The organism is Stenotrophomonas sp. PvP093 (genome assembly GCF_017876915.1).
Taxonomy (GTDB): Bacteria; Pseudomonadota; Gammaproteobacteria; order Xanthomonadales; family Xanthomonadaceae; genus Stenotrophomonas; species Stenotrophomonas muris.
On sequence record NZ_JAGIOX010000004.1, the window covers coordinates 640,095 to 657,510 of the forward strand.

Here is a 17,416-nt window from a genome sequence, read left to right on the forward strand (position 1 = left end):
GACGACGATGAGCGCGGTACAGGCCTTCCTGCAGCACCTGCAGGTGGAGCGGCGGATGTCGGCGCATACGCTCGACGCCTACCGCCGCGACCTGGACGCGCTGTCGGCCTGGGCCGAGCCGCGTGGCGTGGCGGTGGAGGCACTGGATGCCGAGGCCGTGCGCCAGTTCGTTGCCGACGAGCACCGCCGGGGCCTGTCGGCCAAGAGCCTGCAGCGGCGCCTGTCGGCCTGCCGAAGCTTCTATGCCTGGCTGCTCAAGCACGGGCGCATCGAGGTCAGCCCGGCAGCGACGCTGAAGGCACCGCGCGCGCCGCGCCGGTTGCCACAGGTCCTCGACGCCGATGAGGCGGTGCAGCTGGTCGAGCTGGAGCCGGAGGGTGAGCTCGGCCGCCGTGACCGCGCGCTGCTGGAACTGTTCTATTCCTCTGGCCTGCGCCTGAGCGAAGTCTGCGCGCTGACCTGGCGCGATCTGGATTTCGACAGCGGGTTGGTGAACGTGCTGGGCAAGGGCAACCGCCAGCGCCGGGTGCCGTTCGGCCGGCCGGCGCGCGAAGCGCTGCAGGCGTGGCGCGCGGAAAGTGGCGGCGGCCCGGCCTCGCCGGTGTTCCCCGGCCGCAACGGGCCGATCAGCCAGCGCGCGGTGCAGATCCGCATCCGCCAGCTGGCGCAGCGCCAGGGCCTGTTCAAGCACGTGCACCCGCACATGCTGCGGCACAGTTTCGCCAGCCACATCCTGGAATCGTCCGGCGACCTGCGCGGTGTGCAGGAGCTGCTGGGCCACGCCGACATCGCCACCACGCAGATCTATACCCACCTCGATTTCCAGCACCTGGCCAAGGTCTACGACGCCGCGCATCCGCGCGCGAAGCGTCGACGCAGCAACGAGGGCAGCGGAGAAAGCTGAACGTTGCCCCTGCGGCAGCCGGTCGCGGGTGGCTTGAAGGGCGCAGCGCAGTCCCCACCTCTGGTTCTGTCACCCCGGAGGCATCATGGACCCCAGTCAGAACCCCAACGTTTTCCACGCCACCACCATCGTCTGCGTCCGTCGCGGCGAGCACGTGGCCATTGCCGGCGACGGCCAGGTCACGCTGGGCCACACCGTGATGAAGGGCAATGCGCGCAAGGTGCGCCGCCTTGGTCGTGATGGCCAGGTGCTGGCCGGCTTCGCCGGTGCCGCCGCCGATGCCTTCACCCTGTTCGAGCTGTTCGAGGCCAAGCTGGAAAAGCACGGCCAGCTGCAGCGTGCTGCGGTCGAACTGGCCAAGGATTGGCGCACCGAGCGCCGCCTCGGCAAGCTGGAAGCCCTGTTGGCGGTGGCCGACAAGGAAACCTCGCTGATCATCAGCGGCACCGGCGATGTGATCGAACCGGAGGACGGCATCATCGCCATCGGCTCGGGTGGCTCGTATGCACTGTCGGCCGCACGCGCCTTGATGGCGCACACCGAACTGGATGCGCGCACCATCGCCAGTGAAGCGATCGGCATCGCCGGCGACATCTGCATCTACACCAACCGCAACGTGGTGGTCGAGGAGCTGTGAGGGTAGCGCCGGCCGCTGGCCGGCAACCTCATGATCCCCCGCACGCGTGCCTGGTTGCCGGCCAGCGGCCGGCACTACCGACAAAGAATCCGTGAGCACATCCATGTCGAAGATCGAAGTTTCCTCCGCCACCATGACCCCGCGCGAGATCGTGCAGGAACTGGACCGGCACATCGTCGGCCAGCACGACGCCAAGCGCGCCGTGGCCATCGCCCTGCGCAACCGCTGGCGCCGCATGCAGCTGGTGCCCGAGCTGCGCAATGAAGTGATGCCGAAGAACATCCTGATGATCGGCCCGACCGGCGTCGGCAAGACCGAGATCGCGCGTCGCCTGGCCACGCTGGCCAACGCACCGTTCGTGAAGGTCGAAGCCACCCGCTTCACCGAAGTCGGCTACGTCGGCAAGGACGTCGAGCAGATCATCCGCGACCTGGCCGATACCGCGGTCAAGCTCTATCGCGAACAGGCCAAGGTGCGCGTACGCACCCAGGCCGAAGAGCGTGCCGAAGACCGCATCCTGGATGCGCTGCTGCCGCGCCGCAGCGGTGGCAGCGGCTTCGATCCGGAAGTCGCCCGCAACGAGCCGTCGGCGCAGGACAACGAGACCCGCATCAAGTTCCGCAAGATGCTGCGCAACGGTGAGCTGGACGAGCGCGAGATCGAACTCGACCTTGCCGCCAACGTCAGCATGGACATCATGACCCCGCCGGGCATGGAGGAAATGGGCCAGCAGCTGAAGTCGATGTTCGCCAACCTCGGCGGCGGCGCCAAGGCGCACAAGCGCACGCTGACCATCAAGGCCGCGCGCCCGCTGCTGATCGAGGAAGAAGCGGGCAAGCTGGTCAACGAGGACGACGTCCGCACCGCCGCGATCGAGGCCTGCGAGCAGCACGGCATCGTCTTCATCGACGAGATCGACAAGGTCGCCAAGCGTGGCGACAACGTGGGTGGTGGTGACGTGTCGCGCGAAGGCGTGCAGCGCGACCTGCTGCCGTTGGTGGAAGGCTCCAACGTGTCCACCAAGTACGGCACGATCAAGACCGACCACATCCTGTTCATCGCGTCGGGCGCGTTCCATCTGGCCAAGCCCAGCGACCTGATTCCGGAGCTGCAGGGCCGCTTCCCGATCCGCGTGGAGCTGGGTGCGCTGAGCAAGAACGATTTCGTGCGCATCCTGACCGAACCGAAGGCCGCGCTGACCAAGCAGTACGAAGCACTGCTGGCCACCGAAGGCGTCAAGGTCAGCTTCACTGCCGATGCCATTGATCGTCTGGCCGAGATCGCTTTCCAGGTGAACGAACGCCAGGAAAACATCGGCGCGCGTCGCCTGCATACGGTGCTGGAGCGCCTGCTGGATTCGCTCAGCTACGAGGCACCGGACCGCGACGGCGAAACCCTGGCCATCGACAGCGCCTACGTGGACAAGCACCTGGGTGAGCTGGTGCAGGACCCGGACCTGAGCCGCTACATCCTGTAATGCCCGGTGGGGTCGGATCCCTCGCCGTGGCGAGGGCGCTGACCCCGCCCACTGCAGCAGAAAAGGCCGCCGCAAGGTGGCCTTTTTCCTGTGCGGTCAGTGCGATTGCCGGGTGCGGTAGTCCCGCAGCACCTGGTCGATCACTGCACTGGTGCGGGCGGCGCTGATGCCGTTCGAGGGCGAGTGCCCGTTGCCGCGCAGTTCTTCGACGAGGGAGGCGATCAACGGCTGCTGGATCGACGACGGGTTCGGGATGTCGAAGGCCTGCACGCCCGCTTCGGTTTCCAGCTCCACCGGAACGTCCTCGAAGGTGGCAAAGCGCAGCTGCCCACGGTCGCCGGTGATCTCGATCTGATCCTGGCGGCGGAACGCGCAGAAGCTCCATTGCGCGATGCCGTGTGTCCCCGTCCCGGTGCGGAAGCACATCGAGACGCTGTCCTCGGCGGCGTAGGCGCCGGTCAACGAGCTGGCCAGGCCACGCACATCGCTCAGCGGCCCCAGCAGATGGTCGAGCAGGTCCAGGGTATGCGAGCCCAGGTCGACGAACAGCCCGCCGCCGGCGATCGCGGGGTTGGTCCGCCAGAAGTCAGGCGATGCGGCATCCACTGAATGCGGCCGGTGCAGGGTGGCGCGCACGGCGCGCACTGTGCCGATCGCGCTGTCGTCCAGCAGCTGCTTCACCTGTGCGAAGCGGGGCAGGGCACGGCGGTAGTAGGCCACGAACACGGGCACGCCGCTGCGGGCGCTGGCCGCGATGATGCGCTGGCACTCGTCGTGGTCCATGGCCATCGGCTTTTCGATGTAGACCGGCTTGCCCGCAGCAATCGCCTGCAATGCGTAGTGCATGTGCGTGGAGGGCGGTGTTGCAACGTAGACCGCGTTCACCTCCGGATCGGCGATGAGTGCATCGGCGTCCGCGTACCAGCGCGGAATCGCGTGGCGGCGTGCATAGTCTTCGGCCAATGCGGCATTGCGGCGCATGACCGCCACTACCCGTGAGCCCGGCGTGTTGGCCAGGGCTGGCCCGCTCTTCTTCTCGGTGACGCTGCCACACCCGATGAAGCCCCACACCACGTTGTCCAGGATCATCGATCTGCCCTTGCAGGGGGGGCCGCAGTGATGGGAGCAGCCTCGTTCACGCCTCGGGCAGCGGCTCGGGGACGGTGCCGGGAACGAACACACCATCCTTCACGTAGGCGGCCAGGGTCATGTCCAGCGCGAGCATGCCATCGCGCTTGAGGTCCATCAGTTCCGGTTCGACCATCGCGCCGTGCAGCACGCCCAGCACGGTGGCGTGCAGCATGCGCGCGGCGATTTTCGGGTCGGCGCCCTCGCGCAGCTGGCCCAGATCGCGGGCGCGGCGCAGGGCACGCTCCATCCGGTCCAGCGCATCGCGGAATCCGGCCTGCTGCATTTCGGTCAGCACCCTGGTGTCCGCCGACGCATCGCTGCGCAGCATGATCTCCATGGTCTTGCGCAGGCGCTCGTCCTCGGACAGCTCGATGAACGAGTGGATCATCACCGCGCGCAGGTCGTGCACCGGGGTGTCGCGCTGGTCGGTGGAGGTGCGCTCCAGTTCCTGCATGAAGGGCAGGTGCACGCGCTCGACGATGGCGGCCAGCACCTCGCTCTTGTTCTTGAAGTGCCAGTAGACCGCGCCACGGGTGTAGCCGGCGCGGGCACCGATCATCTCCAGCGTGGTACGGGCCACGCCGTGTTCATGGAAGCAGGCTTCGGCGGCGTCAAGGATGCCTTCCCGGGTTGCCTGGGTGTCCTCGTTGGTCTTGCGGGCCATGGGTGTGGGTACGAGTGCGGGTGAAACGTGGCTGAATTGTACCGGTTTACAAACAAACAAGCATGTATGTATATTTCGCACCCATCATTCCCGTCGTGTGCGTGGCAGGCCGGTCCGGCTCCCACTCCACCCGGGTGGGCGCGATCTGCGGGCTTTCACCGGAAGGGGAACGTCCATCGATATCAGCTCCCTCTGAGATTCCTTCCTCCAAGAGCCTTTCCGTCATGTTGCTGAGCCGAATCCGACCCTTTGCACTGTCGCTGGCAATCGCCGCGACCGTGGCTGCCTGCGGCGGCCAACCCCAGGCCCCCGAGCAGGGCCCGGGTGACGTCACCGTGGTCACGCTGAAGTCCGAGACCGTGGGCCTGACCCGCGAACTGCCGGGCCGTACCAATGCCTTCCTGGTCGCCGAAGTGCGCCCGCAGGTCAATGGCATCGTGGCCAAGCGCCTGTTTACCGAGGGCGGCATGGTCAAGGCCGGCGAGCCGCTGTACCAGCTCGACGATGCCAGCTACCGGGCCCAGGCCAACAACGCCCGCGCCCAGCTGGCCCGCGCCGAAGCCACCGCCAATGCCGCGCGCCTGAGTGCCAAGCGCATCACCGAGCTGGCCAAGGTCGATGCGGTCAGCCAGCAGGACCTGGAAAACGCCGTCGCCGCGCAGAAGCAGGCCGAGGCCGACGTCGGTGCCGCCAAGGCCTCGCTGGATGCGGCCAACGTCACCCTGGGCTACGCCCGCATCACCGCGCCGATCAGCGGCCGCATCGGCAAGTCCAGCGTCACCCAGGGTGCGCTGGTCAGCGCCGGCCAGGCCAACGCACTGGCTACCGTGCAGCAGCTGGACCCGATCTATGTCGACCTGACCCAGTCCTCGGCCGAGCTGCTGCAGCTGCGCCGCGAACTGGCCGCCGGCCGCCTGCAGGACAACCAGACCCTGCCGGTCAGCATCCTGATGGAAGACGGCAGCACCTTCGAGCACAAGGGCACGCTGGAGTTCTCCGAAGTCAGCGTCGATCCGACCACCGGCAGCTTCGGCCTGCGCGTGAAGGTGGACAACCCGGACGGCCTGCTGATGCCGGGCATGTACGTGCGTGCGGTGATCGGCGGTGGCGTGCGCAGCGATGCGGTGCTGGTGCCGATGCAGGGCATCGCCCGCGACCCGAAGGGCGACACCACCGCGATGGTGGTCGGCAAGGACAACAAGGTCGAAGTGCGCCCGGTCAAGGTCAGCCGCACGGTCGGCGACAAGTGGCTGGTCGAGGACGGCCTGAAGGCCGGTGACAAGGTCATCGTCGAAGGCCTGCAGAAGATCGGCCCCGGCATGCCGGTCAAGGCCACCGAGAAGGGCGACGCACCGGCCAGGCCGGCGGCAGCCGCCCAGCCTGCCGCCCCGGCCGGCGACGCGAAGTAAGCGGAGAACCCCATGGCACGCTTTTTCATCGATCGACCCATCTTTGCGTGGGTGATCGCCATCATCATCATGCTCGCCGGCGGCCTGGCCCTGTTCAAGCTGCCGGTCTCGATGTACCCCAACGTCGCACCGCCGGCGGTGGAAATCAGCGCCACCTACCCGGGTGCATCGGCCAAGGTGGTCGAGGACTCGGTGACGCAGATCATCGAGCAGAACATGAAGGGCCTTGATGGCCTGATCTACTTCTCCTCCAACAGCTCGTCCAACGGCCAGGCCACCATCACCCTGACCTTCGAGAGCGGCACCAACCCGGATATCGCCCAGGTGCAGGTGCAGAACAAGCTGCAGCTGGCCATGCCGCTGCTGCCGCAGGAAGTGCAGCGGCAGGGCATCAACGTGGCCAAGTCCAGCTCGGGCTTCCTGAACGTCATCGCGTTCGTGTCCGAGAACGGCAGCATGGACGCCAACGACATCGCCGACTACGTCGGTTCCAATGTCGTCGACCGCCTGAGCCGCGTGCCGGGCGTGGGCAACATCCAGGTGTTCGGTGGCAAGTACGCCATGCGCATCTGGCTGGACCCGAACAAGCTGCATACCTATGGCCTGTCGGTGCCGGAAGTGACCGCTGCGATCAAGGCGCAGAACGCCCAGGTGGCGATCGGCCAGCTCGGCGGTGCGCCGTCGGTGAAGGGCCAGCAGCTCAACGCCACCATCAACGCGCAGTCGCGCCTGCAGACCCCGGAACAGTTCCGAAACATCATCGTGCGCGGTGCGCAGGACGGTGCCGAGCTGCGCCTGGGTGATGTCGCCCGCGTCGAGCTGGGTGCCGAGTCGTACGACTTCGTCACCCGCTACAACGGCCAGCCGGCCAGTGGCCTGGCGGTCACCCTGGCCACCGGCGCCAACGCGCTGGATACCGCGGCCGGTGTGGATGCCGCGCTGGAAGACATGAAGGGCTTCTTCCCGGCCGGCCTGAAGGCCGAGATCCCGTACGACACCACCCCGTTCGTGCGCGTGTCGATCAAGGGCGTGGTGCAGACCCTGATCGAAGCGATCGTGCTGGTGTTCGTGGTGATGTACCTGTTCCTGCAGAACTTCCGCGCCACCCTGATCCCGACCATCGCCGTGCCGGTGGTGCTGCTGGGTACCTTCGGCGTGCTGGCGATGCTGGGCTTCTCGGTGAACATGCTGACCATGTTCGCGATGGTGCTGGCGATCGGCCTGCTGGTGGACGATGCCATCGTGGTGGTGGAGAACGTCGAGCGCATCATGTCCGAGGAAGGGCTGTCGCCGCTCGAAGCGACCCGCAAGTCGATGGGCCAGATCACCGGTGCGCTGGTGGGTATCGGCCTGGTGCTGTCGGCGGTGTTCGTGCCGATGGCCTTCATGAGCGGCTCCACCGGCGTGATCTATCGGCAGTTCTCGGCCACGATTGTCTCTGCGATGGCGTTGTCGGTGCTGGTGGCGATCGTGCTGACCCCGGCACTGTGCGCGACCATGCTCAAGCCGCTGAAGAAGGGTGAGCACCACGTCGCCCACCGTGGCCTGGCCGGTCGCTTCTTCAATGGCTTCAACCGTGGCTTCGACCGCACCAGCGAAAGCTACCAGCGCGGCGTGCGCGGCATCATCCACCGTCCGTGGCGCTTCATGGGCATCGTGGCGGCGCTGTTCGTGCTGATGGGCGTGCTGTTCGTGCGCCTGCCCAGCTCGTTCCTGCCCAATGAAGACCAGGGCGTGCTGATGGCGCTGGTGCAGGCGCCGGTCGGTGCCACCCAGGAACGCACGCTGGAATCGATCGCGGCACTGGAAAACCACTTCCTGCAGAACGAGAAGGATGCGGTGGACTCGGTGTTCTCCGTGCAGGGCTTCAGCTTCGCCGGCATGGGCCAGAACGCGGGCATGGCGTTCGTCAAGCTGAAGGACTGGAGCGAGCGTGACGCCGACAATGGCGTGATGCCGATCACCGGCCGTGCGATGGCGGCCCTGGGCCAGATCAAGGATGCCTTCATCTTCGCCTTCCCGCCGCCGGCCATTCCGGAGCTGGGGACCGCCTCGGGCTACACCTTCTTCCTGAAGGACAACAGCGGCCAGGGCCACGAGGCACTGGTGGCCGCGCGCAACCAGCTGCTCGGCCTGGCCTCAGGCAGCAAGAAGCTGGCCAACGTACGCCCGAACGGCCAGGAAGACACGCCGCAGTTCCGCATCGACATCGACGCGGCCAAGGCGACCTCGCTGGGACTGTCGATCGACCAGATCAACGGCACGCTGGCAGCCGCGTGGGGCAGCTCGTACATCGATGACTTCGTCGATCGTGGCCGCGTCAAGCGCGTGTTCGTGCAGGCCGACCAGGCGTTCCGCATGGTGCCGGAGGACTTCGATCTCTGGTCCGTGAAGAACGACAAGGGTGAGATGGTGCCGTTCAGCGCCTTCGCTACCAAGCACTGGGATTACGGTTCGCCGCGCCTGGAACGCTACAACGGTGTGTCGGCAATGGAAATCCAGGGCGAACCGGCCCCGGGTGTCGCCTCCGGTGATGCCATGGCCGAGATCGAACAGCTGGCCAAGCAGCTGCCGGCGGGTTTCGGCATCGAATGGACGGCGATGTCCTACCAGGAACGCCAGGCCGGCTCGCAGACGCCGCTGCTGTACACGCTGTCGCTGATGATCGTGTTCCTGTGCCTGGCCGCGATGTATGAAAGCTGGAGCGTACCGACCGCGGTGCTGCTGGCGGCCCCGCTGGGTATCCTCGGCGCGGTGCTGGCCAACACCTTCAAGGGCCTGGAGCGCGACATCTACTTCCAGGTGGCGATGCTGACCACGGTGGGCCTGACCAGCAAGAACGCGATCCTGATCGTCGAGTTCGCCAAGGAAAACCTGGAAAAGGGCGCCAGCCTGATCGAGTCGATCATGCACGCCGTGCGCGACCGCCTGCGCCCGATCGTGATGACCTCGCTGGCCTTCGGCATGGGCGTGGTACCGCTGGCGATCTCCACCGGTGCCGGCTCCGGCGCCAAGCAGGCGATCGGCACCGGCGTGCTCGGCGGCATGATCGTCGGCACCGTGCTCGGCGTGTTCTTCGTGCCGCTGTTCTTCGTGGTGGTGCAGCGCGTGTTCAAGCGCAGATCCACGACGTGACCTGTAGCGGTCATGCCGGCCTCAGGCTGGCGTTATCGAAACGGTAGTGCCGGCCGCTGGCCGGCACTGCCTCCTGCCATCCGGCAGTACCGATGGAAGTGATCCCCATGAAAAGTGCATCCCTGTTCCTCTCCATTGCCGCCACGCTCGCGCTGGCCGGCTGCTCCACCCTGGCGCCGAAGAACACCGCCGTCGCTCCGGCGATTCCTGCGCAGTGGCCGGCCGAGGCCGCGCAGGGCGAGGTGGCCGATGTCGCCGCCGTCGGCTGGCGCGATTTCTTCACCGATGCGCGCCTGCAGCAGGTGATCGAGCAGTCGCTGCAGAACAACCGCGACCTGCGCGTGGCCGTGCTCAATGTCGAGCGCGCGCGTGGCCAGTACCGCGTGCAGCGCGCCGATCGCGTGCCCGGCGTGGCCGTGACCGGCCAGATGGACCGCCGTGGTACCGATGCCGGTGTCACCGAGCAGTTCAGCGCGGGCGTGGGTGTGGCCGAGTTCGAGCTGGACCTGTTCGGTCGCGTGCGCAACCTCAGCGAGGCGGCGCTGCAGCAGTACTTCGCCGTGGCTGCCAACCGCCGCAACGCGCAGCTGAGCCTGGTGGCCGAGACCGCCACCGCGTGGCTGACCTATGGGGCTGATGCGCAGCGGCTGAAGATCGCCGATGCCACGCTGAAGACCTACGAGGATTCGCTGCGCCTGGCCGAGGCCCGCCACGAACGCGGCGGCAGTTCGGCGCTGGAGCTGACCCAGACCCGTACCCTGGTCGAGACCGCACGCACCGATGCCGCGCGCCTGCGCGGCCAGCTGGCCCAGGACCGCAACGCACTGGCGCTGCTGGCCGGTGGCCAGCTCGATCCGGCACTGCTGCCGGACAGCATCGAACCGCAGTTGCTGGCGCTGGCCCCGCCGCCGGCCGGCCTGCCCAGCGACGTGCTGCTGCAGCGCCCGGACATCATGGCCGCCGAACACCAGCTGCTGGCCGCCAATGCCAACATCGGTGCGGCACGCGCAGCGTTCTTCCCGAGCATCTCGCTGACCGGCAGCATCGGCAGCGGCTCCAGCGAACTGTCCAACCTGTTCGACAGCGGCACCCGTGTGTGGAGCTTCCTGCCGAAGATCACCCTGCCGATCTTCCAGGGCGGCAAGCTGCGCGCCAACCTGGCCATCGCCAACGCGGATCGTGATATCGCACTGGCGCAGTACGAGAAGTCGATCCAGGTGGGATTCCGCGAAACGGCCGATGCGCTGGCGTTGAATGTCAGCCTGGATGAGCAGGTGAGTTCACAGCAGCGCCTGGTGGAAGCGGCCGAACAGGCCAATCGCCTGTCGCAGGCACGCTACGACGCGGGGCTGGACAGCTTTGTCACCCTGCTTGACGCGCGGCGTACCGCCTACAACGCGCAGCAGACCCAGCTGCAGGCGCAGCTGGCGCAGCAGGCCAACCGCATCACCCTGTACAAGGTGCTGGGCGGCGGCTGGCACGAGCGCGGGTAAGCAGTGCTTCTGGTAGGTGCCAACCTTGGTTGGCACGGATGCGTCAGCGCAGGCGGCTGGCCATGTGCCAACCAAGGTTGGCACCTACCTGGAGATCGAGGGTAGTGCCGGCCGTTGGCCGGCATTGTCATTCGGAGGCCTGCTATACCGCTTCATCGTCGCGCCGCGCCGCATGGCAGGCGCGAACGCGCGCCAGCGCATCGCCGGCTTCGCGCGCCATCTGCTCGTACTCGGCGCGGATCTCTTCCAGGCGCGCTTCATCCAGTTCTTCCAGATCCAACAGTTCGTTGTTGGCTTCGGCCGTCGCCCGGATCAGCTCGTCCAGCTTGATCTGCATCGCGGCAGTATCCGCGTTCTGCGTGTGCTGGATCAGGAACACCATCAGGAAGGTGATGATGGTGGTGCCGGTGTTGATCACCAGCTGCCAGGTGTCGTTGAAACCGAACACCGGGCCACTGATGCCCCAGATCACCACGATCGCTACTGCAGCCAGGAAGGTCCACGGCGAGCCGGTGGCGGCCGCGGCCTTCTTGGCGATCGTATTGAACAGGTTGCGTGCTTTCATCGTCGTCGTCCCACTCAGGTGACGACGATGATCGGCAGTGGCCCGTGCAGGGGTTGTGCAGCGGCGGTCAGGCGCGCATGCGCTGCAGTCGTGGCGCCTGCAGGCTGCGCACCGGGCTGCTCTGGTAGACGTGCTGCCAGCAACGGTCGACGAACTCACGGGCCTGGGCTTCGCTCAGCCGCGGCATGATCTGCAGGGCGTATTGGGTCTGGAACATCTCGTCACGTTCGGCCTCGCTGGCGCGCGGCTGGGTGATCAGCGAATCACAGGCGAACTTGATCCACGGCACGTACGAGCCGAACGAGTTGTGCGGCAGTGCGCCTTCGGCATGTTGGCGGCGCCAGTGGTCAAGCTCGGCGTCAACGTTGATGACCGGAGGAATGGTGGGGACTTCAGCGTGCATGACAATCCAGTTCGGTTGAGTGGAAAGGGAGTGGGGGTTCATCCGAGTGTGGCGTATATGGCGGTGCATGCCGCGTCAGCGGGATGTGGAGCCTGCGTTGGCATGGCCGATCAACTGCGCATGTTCGACCGCACCGAGGTCTTCGGCCAGAGTGGCCATCGCATTGCACAGGCGTTCGTGGTCGAGCGGGTGGCGGCGGACCAGCTCCAGTTGCATGTGCTGATAGGCAGTCCAGAACGGCGCGCCGCGCCGGTGCAGCGCATATTGCTGCTGCAAGCGTTCGCGGATCGGATCGAGGATCGGGTCTGTCGTAGGGCGTGCGGCGTGCGCGCACATGGCTGGCTCCGCCGGGGAAAGGGTGCCCCGGTGACCCCACCGTAGGCGTGTCAGCCGCGTGGGGTGTTACCGCAATGTGTGCGCGTGGCCTGGCTGACTGTGCGCGCGGTCACGCCGATGCCCGCAAAGGCCGCCGGCACAAGGGCGCACCGGCGCTGAAGCGTTCATTAAATGTGTTGCAGAGACGAGCGCGCGTGGCTCATTCGCCGATGTCCTCGTTCCAGATGTCGGGATGACGGCTGATGAAATCGCCCAGCAGGTCCACGCATTCCTGGTTGTCCAGGTCGATCACGTTGACGCCGTTTTCGCGCAGCCAGTCGATGCCGCCCTGGAAGGTGCGCGATTCGCCCACCACCACGGTGCCGATGTTGAACTGGCGCACCAGCCCCGAGCAGTACCAGCACGGGGCCAGGGTGGTGACCATGATGGTGTCCTGGTAACGGCGCTGGCGGCCGGCCTTGCGGAAGGCGTCGGTTTCCCCATGCACCGACGGGTCGCCTTCCTGCACGCGGCGGTTGTGGCCGCAGCCGAGCAGGCGGCCGTCGTTGTGGTACAGCGCCGCGCCGATCGGCACGCCGCCCTCGGCCAGGCCCTGGCGGGCTTCGGCGATGGCGGTCTGCAGCAGGGCCTGGTAGTCGGGCGTGGTGATCATGCGGGGCTCCGGTAAGTCGTGGCCCGCCATCATACGGGCAGGGGGTGCCGCTGGCCCCCGGCGGTGCGATAATCGGGGCCATGAGCGAATCCCCCTACAAAGCCGGTACCACCCATTTCGGGTTCCGCGACGTCGCCGCCAAGGACAAGCAGAAGCTGGTCGGCCAGGTGTTCACCTCGGTCGCGCGCAACTACGACCTGATGAACGACCTGATGAGCCTGGGCGTGCACCGGGCGTGGAAGCGCTACTACGTGGCCACCGCGCAGGTGAAGCCGGGCGACCGCGTGCTCGACCTGGCCGGAGGCACCGGCGACATCGCCGCCCTGCTGAAGGAGCGCGTCGGCGCCGAGGGCTCGGTGGTGCTGGGCGACATCAACGCCGGCATGCTGTCGGTCGGCCGTGACCGCCTGACCAACCGCGGCCTCGTGCTCGGCCTGGACTACGTGCAGTGCAACGCCGAAGCCCTGCCGTTCCCGGACAACAGCTTCGATCTGGTCACCATTGCCTTCGGCCTGCGCAACGTGACCGACAAGGACGCTGGCCTGCGCGAGATGTACCGCGTGCTGAAGGTGGGCGGCCAGGCCCGCGTGCTGGAATTCTCCGAAGTCACCGCGGACTGGTTCAAGCCGATCTACGACTTCCACTCGTTCAAGATCCTGCCCAAGCTGGGCAAGCTGTTCGCCAACGATTCGGACAGCTACCAGTACCTGGCCGAGAGCATCCGCAAGCACCCGCCGCAGGACGAACTGAAGGCGATGATGGGGCAGGCCGGCTTCGAGCGCTGCCACTACAAGAACCTGACCGGCGGCATCGTCTCGATCCACTCCGGCTACAAGCTGTAAGCCCTGCTCTGGTGGGTGCCAACTTGGTTGGTACTCGCCCGCTGCGGTCATCCGTTCTGGTAGGTGCCGACCTTGGTCGGCACGGGCCTGCCGCGTGCGTTGATGGATCCGTGCCAACCAAGGTGGGCACCTGCCTGTAGATGCCAACCTTGGTTGGCATGCGCCGGAGGAGGCGCAGGAACGGCCCCGGCCTGCATTACCCCGCACCGCGCAACGCCTGCGCGGCCGGAGGGAGGTACCATTGGGGTTTGATCCCCGTAACGGTCCCGATTCATGCGTAATCCGCTGATGCTCCTTCCGCTGGCCGTGGCCCTGGCCGCCGGCTGCTCCCAGGAGGCGGCCGCGCCCGCCGCCGCCCCGACTGCCGCAAAGGCCCCCGCCGCCCCCGTGAACGCCGAGAACCGCAGCCACGACGAAAGCTCTTACGCCGAGCCGGACAAGGTCGTCATCAAGGACATCGCGCTGGATCTGAAGCTGGACTTCGACCAGAAGCAGATCGGCGGCACCGCCACCTACACCCTGGAATGGAAGCAGAAGGACGCCAGGCAGCTGGTGCTCGACACCCGCGAGCTGACCGTGTCCAAGGTCGAGGCCGTCGCCGCCGATGGCGCACGCAGCCCGCTGCAGTTCGCGCTGGCCCCGGTCGACAAGGTGTTCGGCAGCAAGCTGACCATCGAGGCCCCGGAACAGCCGGCCAAGGTGGAAGTGAGCTACCACACCGCACCGACCGCCTCGGGCCTGCAGTGGCTGGCGCCGTCGATGACCGAGGGCAAGAAGCTGCCCTTCATGTTCAGCCAGTCGCAGGCCATCCACGCCCGTTCCTGGGTGCCGCTGCAGGACACCCCGAGCGTGCGTTTCACCTACAGCGCGCACGTGGTCTCGCGCCCGGACGTGATGGTGCTGATGAGTGCCGACAACGATCCGAAGGCCGCGCGTGACGGTGACTACACCTTCAAGATGCCGCAGCCGATTCCGTCCTACCTGCTGGCCATCGCCGCTGGCGACCTGGTGTTCGAGCCGATCTCCGGCCGCTCCGGTGTCTGGGCCGAGCCGACCATGGTCAACAAGGCGGCCAAGGAATTCGAAGACACCGAGAAGATGATCGGTGCCGCCGAGAAGCTCTACGGCGAATACCGCTGGGGCCGCTACGACATGCTGGTGCTGCCGCCGTCGTTCCCGTTCGGCGGCATGGAGAATCCGCGCCTGACCTTCGCCACCCCGACCGTGATCGTCGGTGACAAGTCGCTGGTCTCGCTGGTCGCCCATGAACTGGCGCACAGCTGGTCGGGCAACCTGGTGACCAACGCCAGCTGGAAGGACATCTGGCTCAATGAAGGCTTCACCACCTACGTCCAGGGCCGCATCACCGAAGCCCTGTACGGCAAGGAGATGGCCGAGATGGAGAAGCAGATCGACCAGACCGACCTGCTGGCCGAAGTGAAGGACATGAGCCCGGCCGACCAGGCGCTGGCGCTGCCGCCGCTGAACGAGCGTGACCCCGACGAAGCCCTCAGCCAGGTCGCCTACGTCAAGGGTTCGTGGTTCCTGGAATTCCTGGAGCAGCGCTTCGGCCGCGAGACCTTCGATCCGTTCCTGCGCGGCTGGTTCGATGACCATGCCTTCCAGAGCGCGAACACCGACCAGTTCGTCGCGTACATGAAGAAGAACCTGCTGCCGAAGAATCCCTCGGCCGTGACCGAGGCCGAACTGAAGGCGTGGCTGGACGAGCCGGGCATTCCGGCGTTCGCGGCCAAGGCGCAGTCGCGCAACTTCAGCAGCGTCGATACCGCGCGCATTGCCTTCGCCAGCGCCGGCACCGTGCCGAGCAGCCAGGTCATCGCCGACTGGAGCACGCAGGAATGGGTGCGCTTCATCGACGGCCTGGGTGCGACCCAGCCGCTGGACAAGCTGGCCACGCTGGACAAGGCGTTCCACTTCACCGGCACCCCGAATGGCGAGATCGCCATGCGCTGGTACCCGCTGGCGATCCGCAGCGGCTACGAGCAGGCCAATGAAGGTGCTGCCGCGTTCATCGAGCGCGTCGGCCGTCGCAAGCTGATCCTGCCGATCTACGCCGAACTGGTGAAGACCCCGAAGGGGCTGGAGCTGGCCAAGCAGGCCTTTGAAAAGGCCAAGCCGGGCTACCACCCGATCACCACGGCCTCGGTCCAGGACATGCTGGCCAAGGCTGAAGCCAAGTAACCGGTGGTGCCGGCCGCTGGCCGGCAACCGGTCACTGCTTCACCAGCTACGGCGGGGAAACCCGCCGTTGCTGTATCCGCTTTTCGCTGCCGATAGAATCGGGATGCACTCGCATAGGACCTCCGCCATGAAACGACTGATCCTGCTCACCGCCTGCACCCTGGCCCTGGCCGCCTGCAGCAACCCCGAGGAAGAGCGCAAGGCGCAGGAAGCCGCCGCGGCCGCCGTGCAGGCGCAGAAGGAAGCCAAGGCCGAGGACGTGGCCAAGCAGTACGACATGGCCGTGGCCGCGCAGGACTGGGAACGCGCGCGCCTGCATGGCGCCTCGCTGCTGGACCAGTACAAGGACACCGCCGCCGCCGAGCGCATCGCCGCGGGCTTCGACGAGGTCAAGGCCAAGGGCGATGCCGCGCGCGACCTGCGCCGCATGCAGGCGCTGTGGCAGTACAACCAGATCCCGGTGGGCAACAAGGGCAATCAGGTTTCGGCGCAGATCTACAGCAAGGAACGGGTGGACGTGGATGGCAGCGGCGCCAAGCCGGTGCAGCTGGTGTTCCGCGATCACCCGGAGTGGAAGCGGCACGCTTACCTGGTGCTGCAGGCCGGCGATTTCCGCTGCCCGCAGTGCACGGTGAAGGTGACCGTGGACGATGGCAAGCCGGTGTCGATGGCGGCCTGGCGCCCGAAGACCGATGAAGCCATCGCCCTGTTCATCACCGACCAGAAGGCGTTGTGGAAGCTGGCGCGCAAGGGCAAGTCGATCAGCATCGAGTTCCCGGTCAAGGCTGGCGGCACGCGTACGGCCGTGTTCGAGACCGGCGGTGTCGACGCCAGTCGCATGCCGCAGTGGTGGCAGTGATGATCGCGACGGGCAGCGCAGTGCACGCGTTGTCCGCGATCCGGCACTGGGTCTTCGACATGGATGGCACGCTGACCGTCGCCGTGCATGATTTCGCCGCGATCCGCCGTGCGCTGCAGATCGCGGCCGAGGAGGACATCCTGGACCATATCGCAGCGTTGCCGGATGCGCCGGCGCAGGCCAAGCGTGAGTGGCTGCTGGATCACGAACGTGTGCTGGCCGAGGAGGCGCTGCCGGCGCCGGGTGCGGTGACGCTGCTGCGTGCGCTGGCAGCCGACGGTTGCCGGCTGGGCATCCTGACCCGCAACGATCATGCGCTGGCGAAGCTGACGCTGGACGCGATCGGGGTCGGGGAACTGTTCGATGATGCCGACATCGTCGGCCGTGATGAAGCGGTGCCCAAGCCCTCGCCGGATGGCCTGCAGCAGCACCTGCGGCGCTGGGGCATTGCAGCGAGGGAGGCGGTGATGGTCGGCGACCACGCCTACGACCTGGAGTGCGGCCGTGCCGCAGGCACGCACACCGTGCTGGTCAATCTGCCGGAAAACCCGTGGCCCGGCCGTGCCGACTGGCATTTCGCCGATTGCCGCGCGCTGTTGGCGGCCTGGCAGGCCGCATGACCGTGTAGAGCCGAGCCCACGCTCGGCTGCTCTGCGGTCAGATCGCGCAGGCGCGCGCAAGCCGAGCATGGGCTCGGCTCCACAGAG

At 66.8% G+C, this 17,416-nt stretch carries 16 protein-coding genes; 10 read left to right on the forward strand and 6 right to left on the reverse strand.

What is annotated here, in order from left to right; genetic code table 11:
- The first annotated feature begins 7 nt into the window (after nt 1-7).
- The 3 genes from xerC to hslU all read left to right on the forward strand — a co-directional run bounded on the left by xerC (nt 8) and on the right by hslU (nt 3,018).
- A complete protein-coding gene (gene xerC, locus J3A72_RS05680; protein ID WP_032961202.1) occupies nt 8-904 on the forward strand; it encodes a tyrosine recombinase XerC in 897 nt (298 codons plus the stop codon).
- An 85-nt stretch (nt 905-989) separates the two neighbouring features.
- Nucleotides 990-1,541: an ATP-dependent protease subunit HslV gene (gene hslV / locus J3A72_RS05685; protein WP_005411093.1), complete on the forward strand. Its 552-nt coding sequence runs from the start codon at nt 990-992 to the stop codon at nt 1,539-1,541.
- Between the two features lie 103 nt (nt 1,542-1,644).
- A complete protein-coding gene (gene hslU / locus J3A72_RS05690; RefSeq protein WP_075076662.1) occupies nt 1,645-3,018 on the forward strand; it encodes an ATP-dependent protease ATPase subunit HslU in 1,374 nt (457 codons plus the stop codon).
- Nucleotides 3,019-3,114: 96 nt separating this feature from the next.
- On the opposite strand, the gene J3A72_RS05695 is transcribed toward hslU, so the two are convergent.
- Together J3A72_RS05695 and smeT are read right to left on the reverse strand one after the other, a co-directional pair.
- Entirely contained in the window at nt 3,115-4,107 is a 993-nt protein-coding gene (locus J3A72_RS05695) for a Gfo/Idh/MocA family oxidoreductase (protein ID WP_075076661.1), read from the reverse strand.
- Between the two features lie 46 nt (nt 4,108-4,153).
- A complete protein-coding gene (gene smeT / locus J3A72_RS05700) occupies nt 4,154-4,813 on the reverse strand; it encodes an efflux transporter SmeDEF transcriptional repressor SmeT (protein ID WP_075076660.1) in 660 nt (219 codons plus the stop codon).
- 224 nt (nt 4,814-5,037) lie between these two features.
- On the opposite strand from smeT, the gene smeD reads away from it, so the two are divergent.
- The 3 genes from smeD (at nt 5,038) to smeF (ending at nt 10,850) form a co-directional block, all read left to right on the forward strand.
- Entirely contained in the window at nt 5,038-6,222 is a 1,185-nt protein-coding gene (gene smeD, locus J3A72_RS05705; protein WP_075076659.1) for a multidrug efflux RND transporter periplasmic adaptor subunit SmeD, read from the forward strand.
- A 12-nt stretch (nt 6,223-6,234) separates the two neighbouring features.
- Nucleotides 6,235-9,357, forward strand: a complete 3,123-nt coding sequence (gene smeE, locus J3A72_RS05710) for a multidrug efflux RND transporter permease subunit SmeE (protein ID WP_075076658.1) — start codon at nt 6,235-6,237, stop codon at nt 9,355-9,357.
- Nucleotides 9,358-9,449: 92 nt separating this feature from the next.
- Complete coding sequence (gene smeF, locus J3A72_RS05715; protein ID WP_115444190.1) at nt 9,450-10,850, forward strand: multidrug efflux RND transporter outer membrane subunit SmeF; 1,401 nt, start codon at nt 9,450-9,452, stop codon at nt 10,848-10,850.
- 142 nt (nt 10,851-10,992) lie between these two features.
- Here smeF and J3A72_RS05720 read toward each other — a convergent pair whose 3' ends face one another.
- From J3A72_RS05720 to J3A72_RS05735, 4 genes are all read right to left on the reverse strand, one after another.
- The gene (locus tag J3A72_RS05720; protein WP_032961193.1) at nt 10,993-11,415 is read right to left on the reverse strand and encodes a low affinity iron permease family protein; all 423 of its coding nucleotides are present in this window, start codon (nt 11,413-11,415) and stop codon (nt 10,993-10,995) included.
- Nucleotides 11,416-11,482: 67 nt separating this feature from the next.
- Nucleotides 11,483-11,818 carry a hypothetical protein gene (locus tag J3A72_RS05725; RefSeq protein WP_005411085.1) on the reverse strand — a complete coding sequence of 112 codons (336 nt, stop codon included), beginning with the start codon at nt 11,816-11,818 and terminating at the stop codon, nt 11,483-11,485.
- 75 nt (nt 11,819-11,893) lie between these two features.
- Nucleotides 11,894-12,154, reverse strand: coding sequence for a hypothetical protein (locus J3A72_RS05730; RefSeq protein ID WP_075076657.1), 261 nt, complete (start codon nt 12,152-12,154; stop codon nt 11,894-11,896).
- A 199-nt stretch (nt 12,155-12,353) separates the two neighbouring features.
- Nucleotides 12,354-12,806: a nucleoside deaminase gene (locus tag J3A72_RS05735; RefSeq protein ID WP_005419409.1), complete on the reverse strand. Its 453-nt coding sequence runs from the start codon at nt 12,804-12,806 to the stop codon at nt 12,354-12,356.
- 80 nt (nt 12,807-12,886) lie between these two features.
- On the opposite strand from J3A72_RS05735, the gene ubiE reads away from it, so the two are divergent.
- The 4 genes from ubiE (at nt 12,887) to J3A72_RS05755 (ending at nt 17,329) form a co-directional block, all read left to right on the forward strand.
- Nucleotides 12,887-13,648 (forward strand): bifunctional demethylmenaquinone methyltransferase/2-methoxy-6-polyprenyl-1,4-benzoquinol methylase UbiE, encoded by a 762-nt coding sequence (gene ubiE / locus J3A72_RS05740; protein ID WP_005411082.1) that lies wholly within the window; start codon nt 12,887-12,889, stop codon nt 13,646-13,648.
- A gap of 273 nt (nt 13,649-13,921) precedes the next feature.
- Entirely contained in the window at nt 13,922-15,850 is a 1,929-nt protein-coding gene (locus J3A72_RS05745) for a M1 family metallopeptidase (protein ID WP_075076656.1), read from the forward strand.
- Nucleotides 15,851-15,977: 127 nt separating this feature from the next.
- Entirely contained in the window at nt 15,978-16,709 is a 732-nt protein-coding gene (locus tag J3A72_RS05750) for a hypothetical protein (protein ID WP_008265071.1), read from the forward strand.
- Nucleotides 16,709-17,329 (forward strand): HAD family hydrolase, encoded by a 621-nt coding sequence (locus tag J3A72_RS05755; RefSeq protein WP_075076655.1) that lies wholly within the window; start codon nt 16,709-16,711, stop codon nt 17,327-17,329. The genes J3A72_RS05750 and J3A72_RS05755 overlap by 1 nt, the downstream gene beginning before the upstream one ends.
- Nucleotides 17,330-17,416 lie beyond the last annotated feature (87 nt).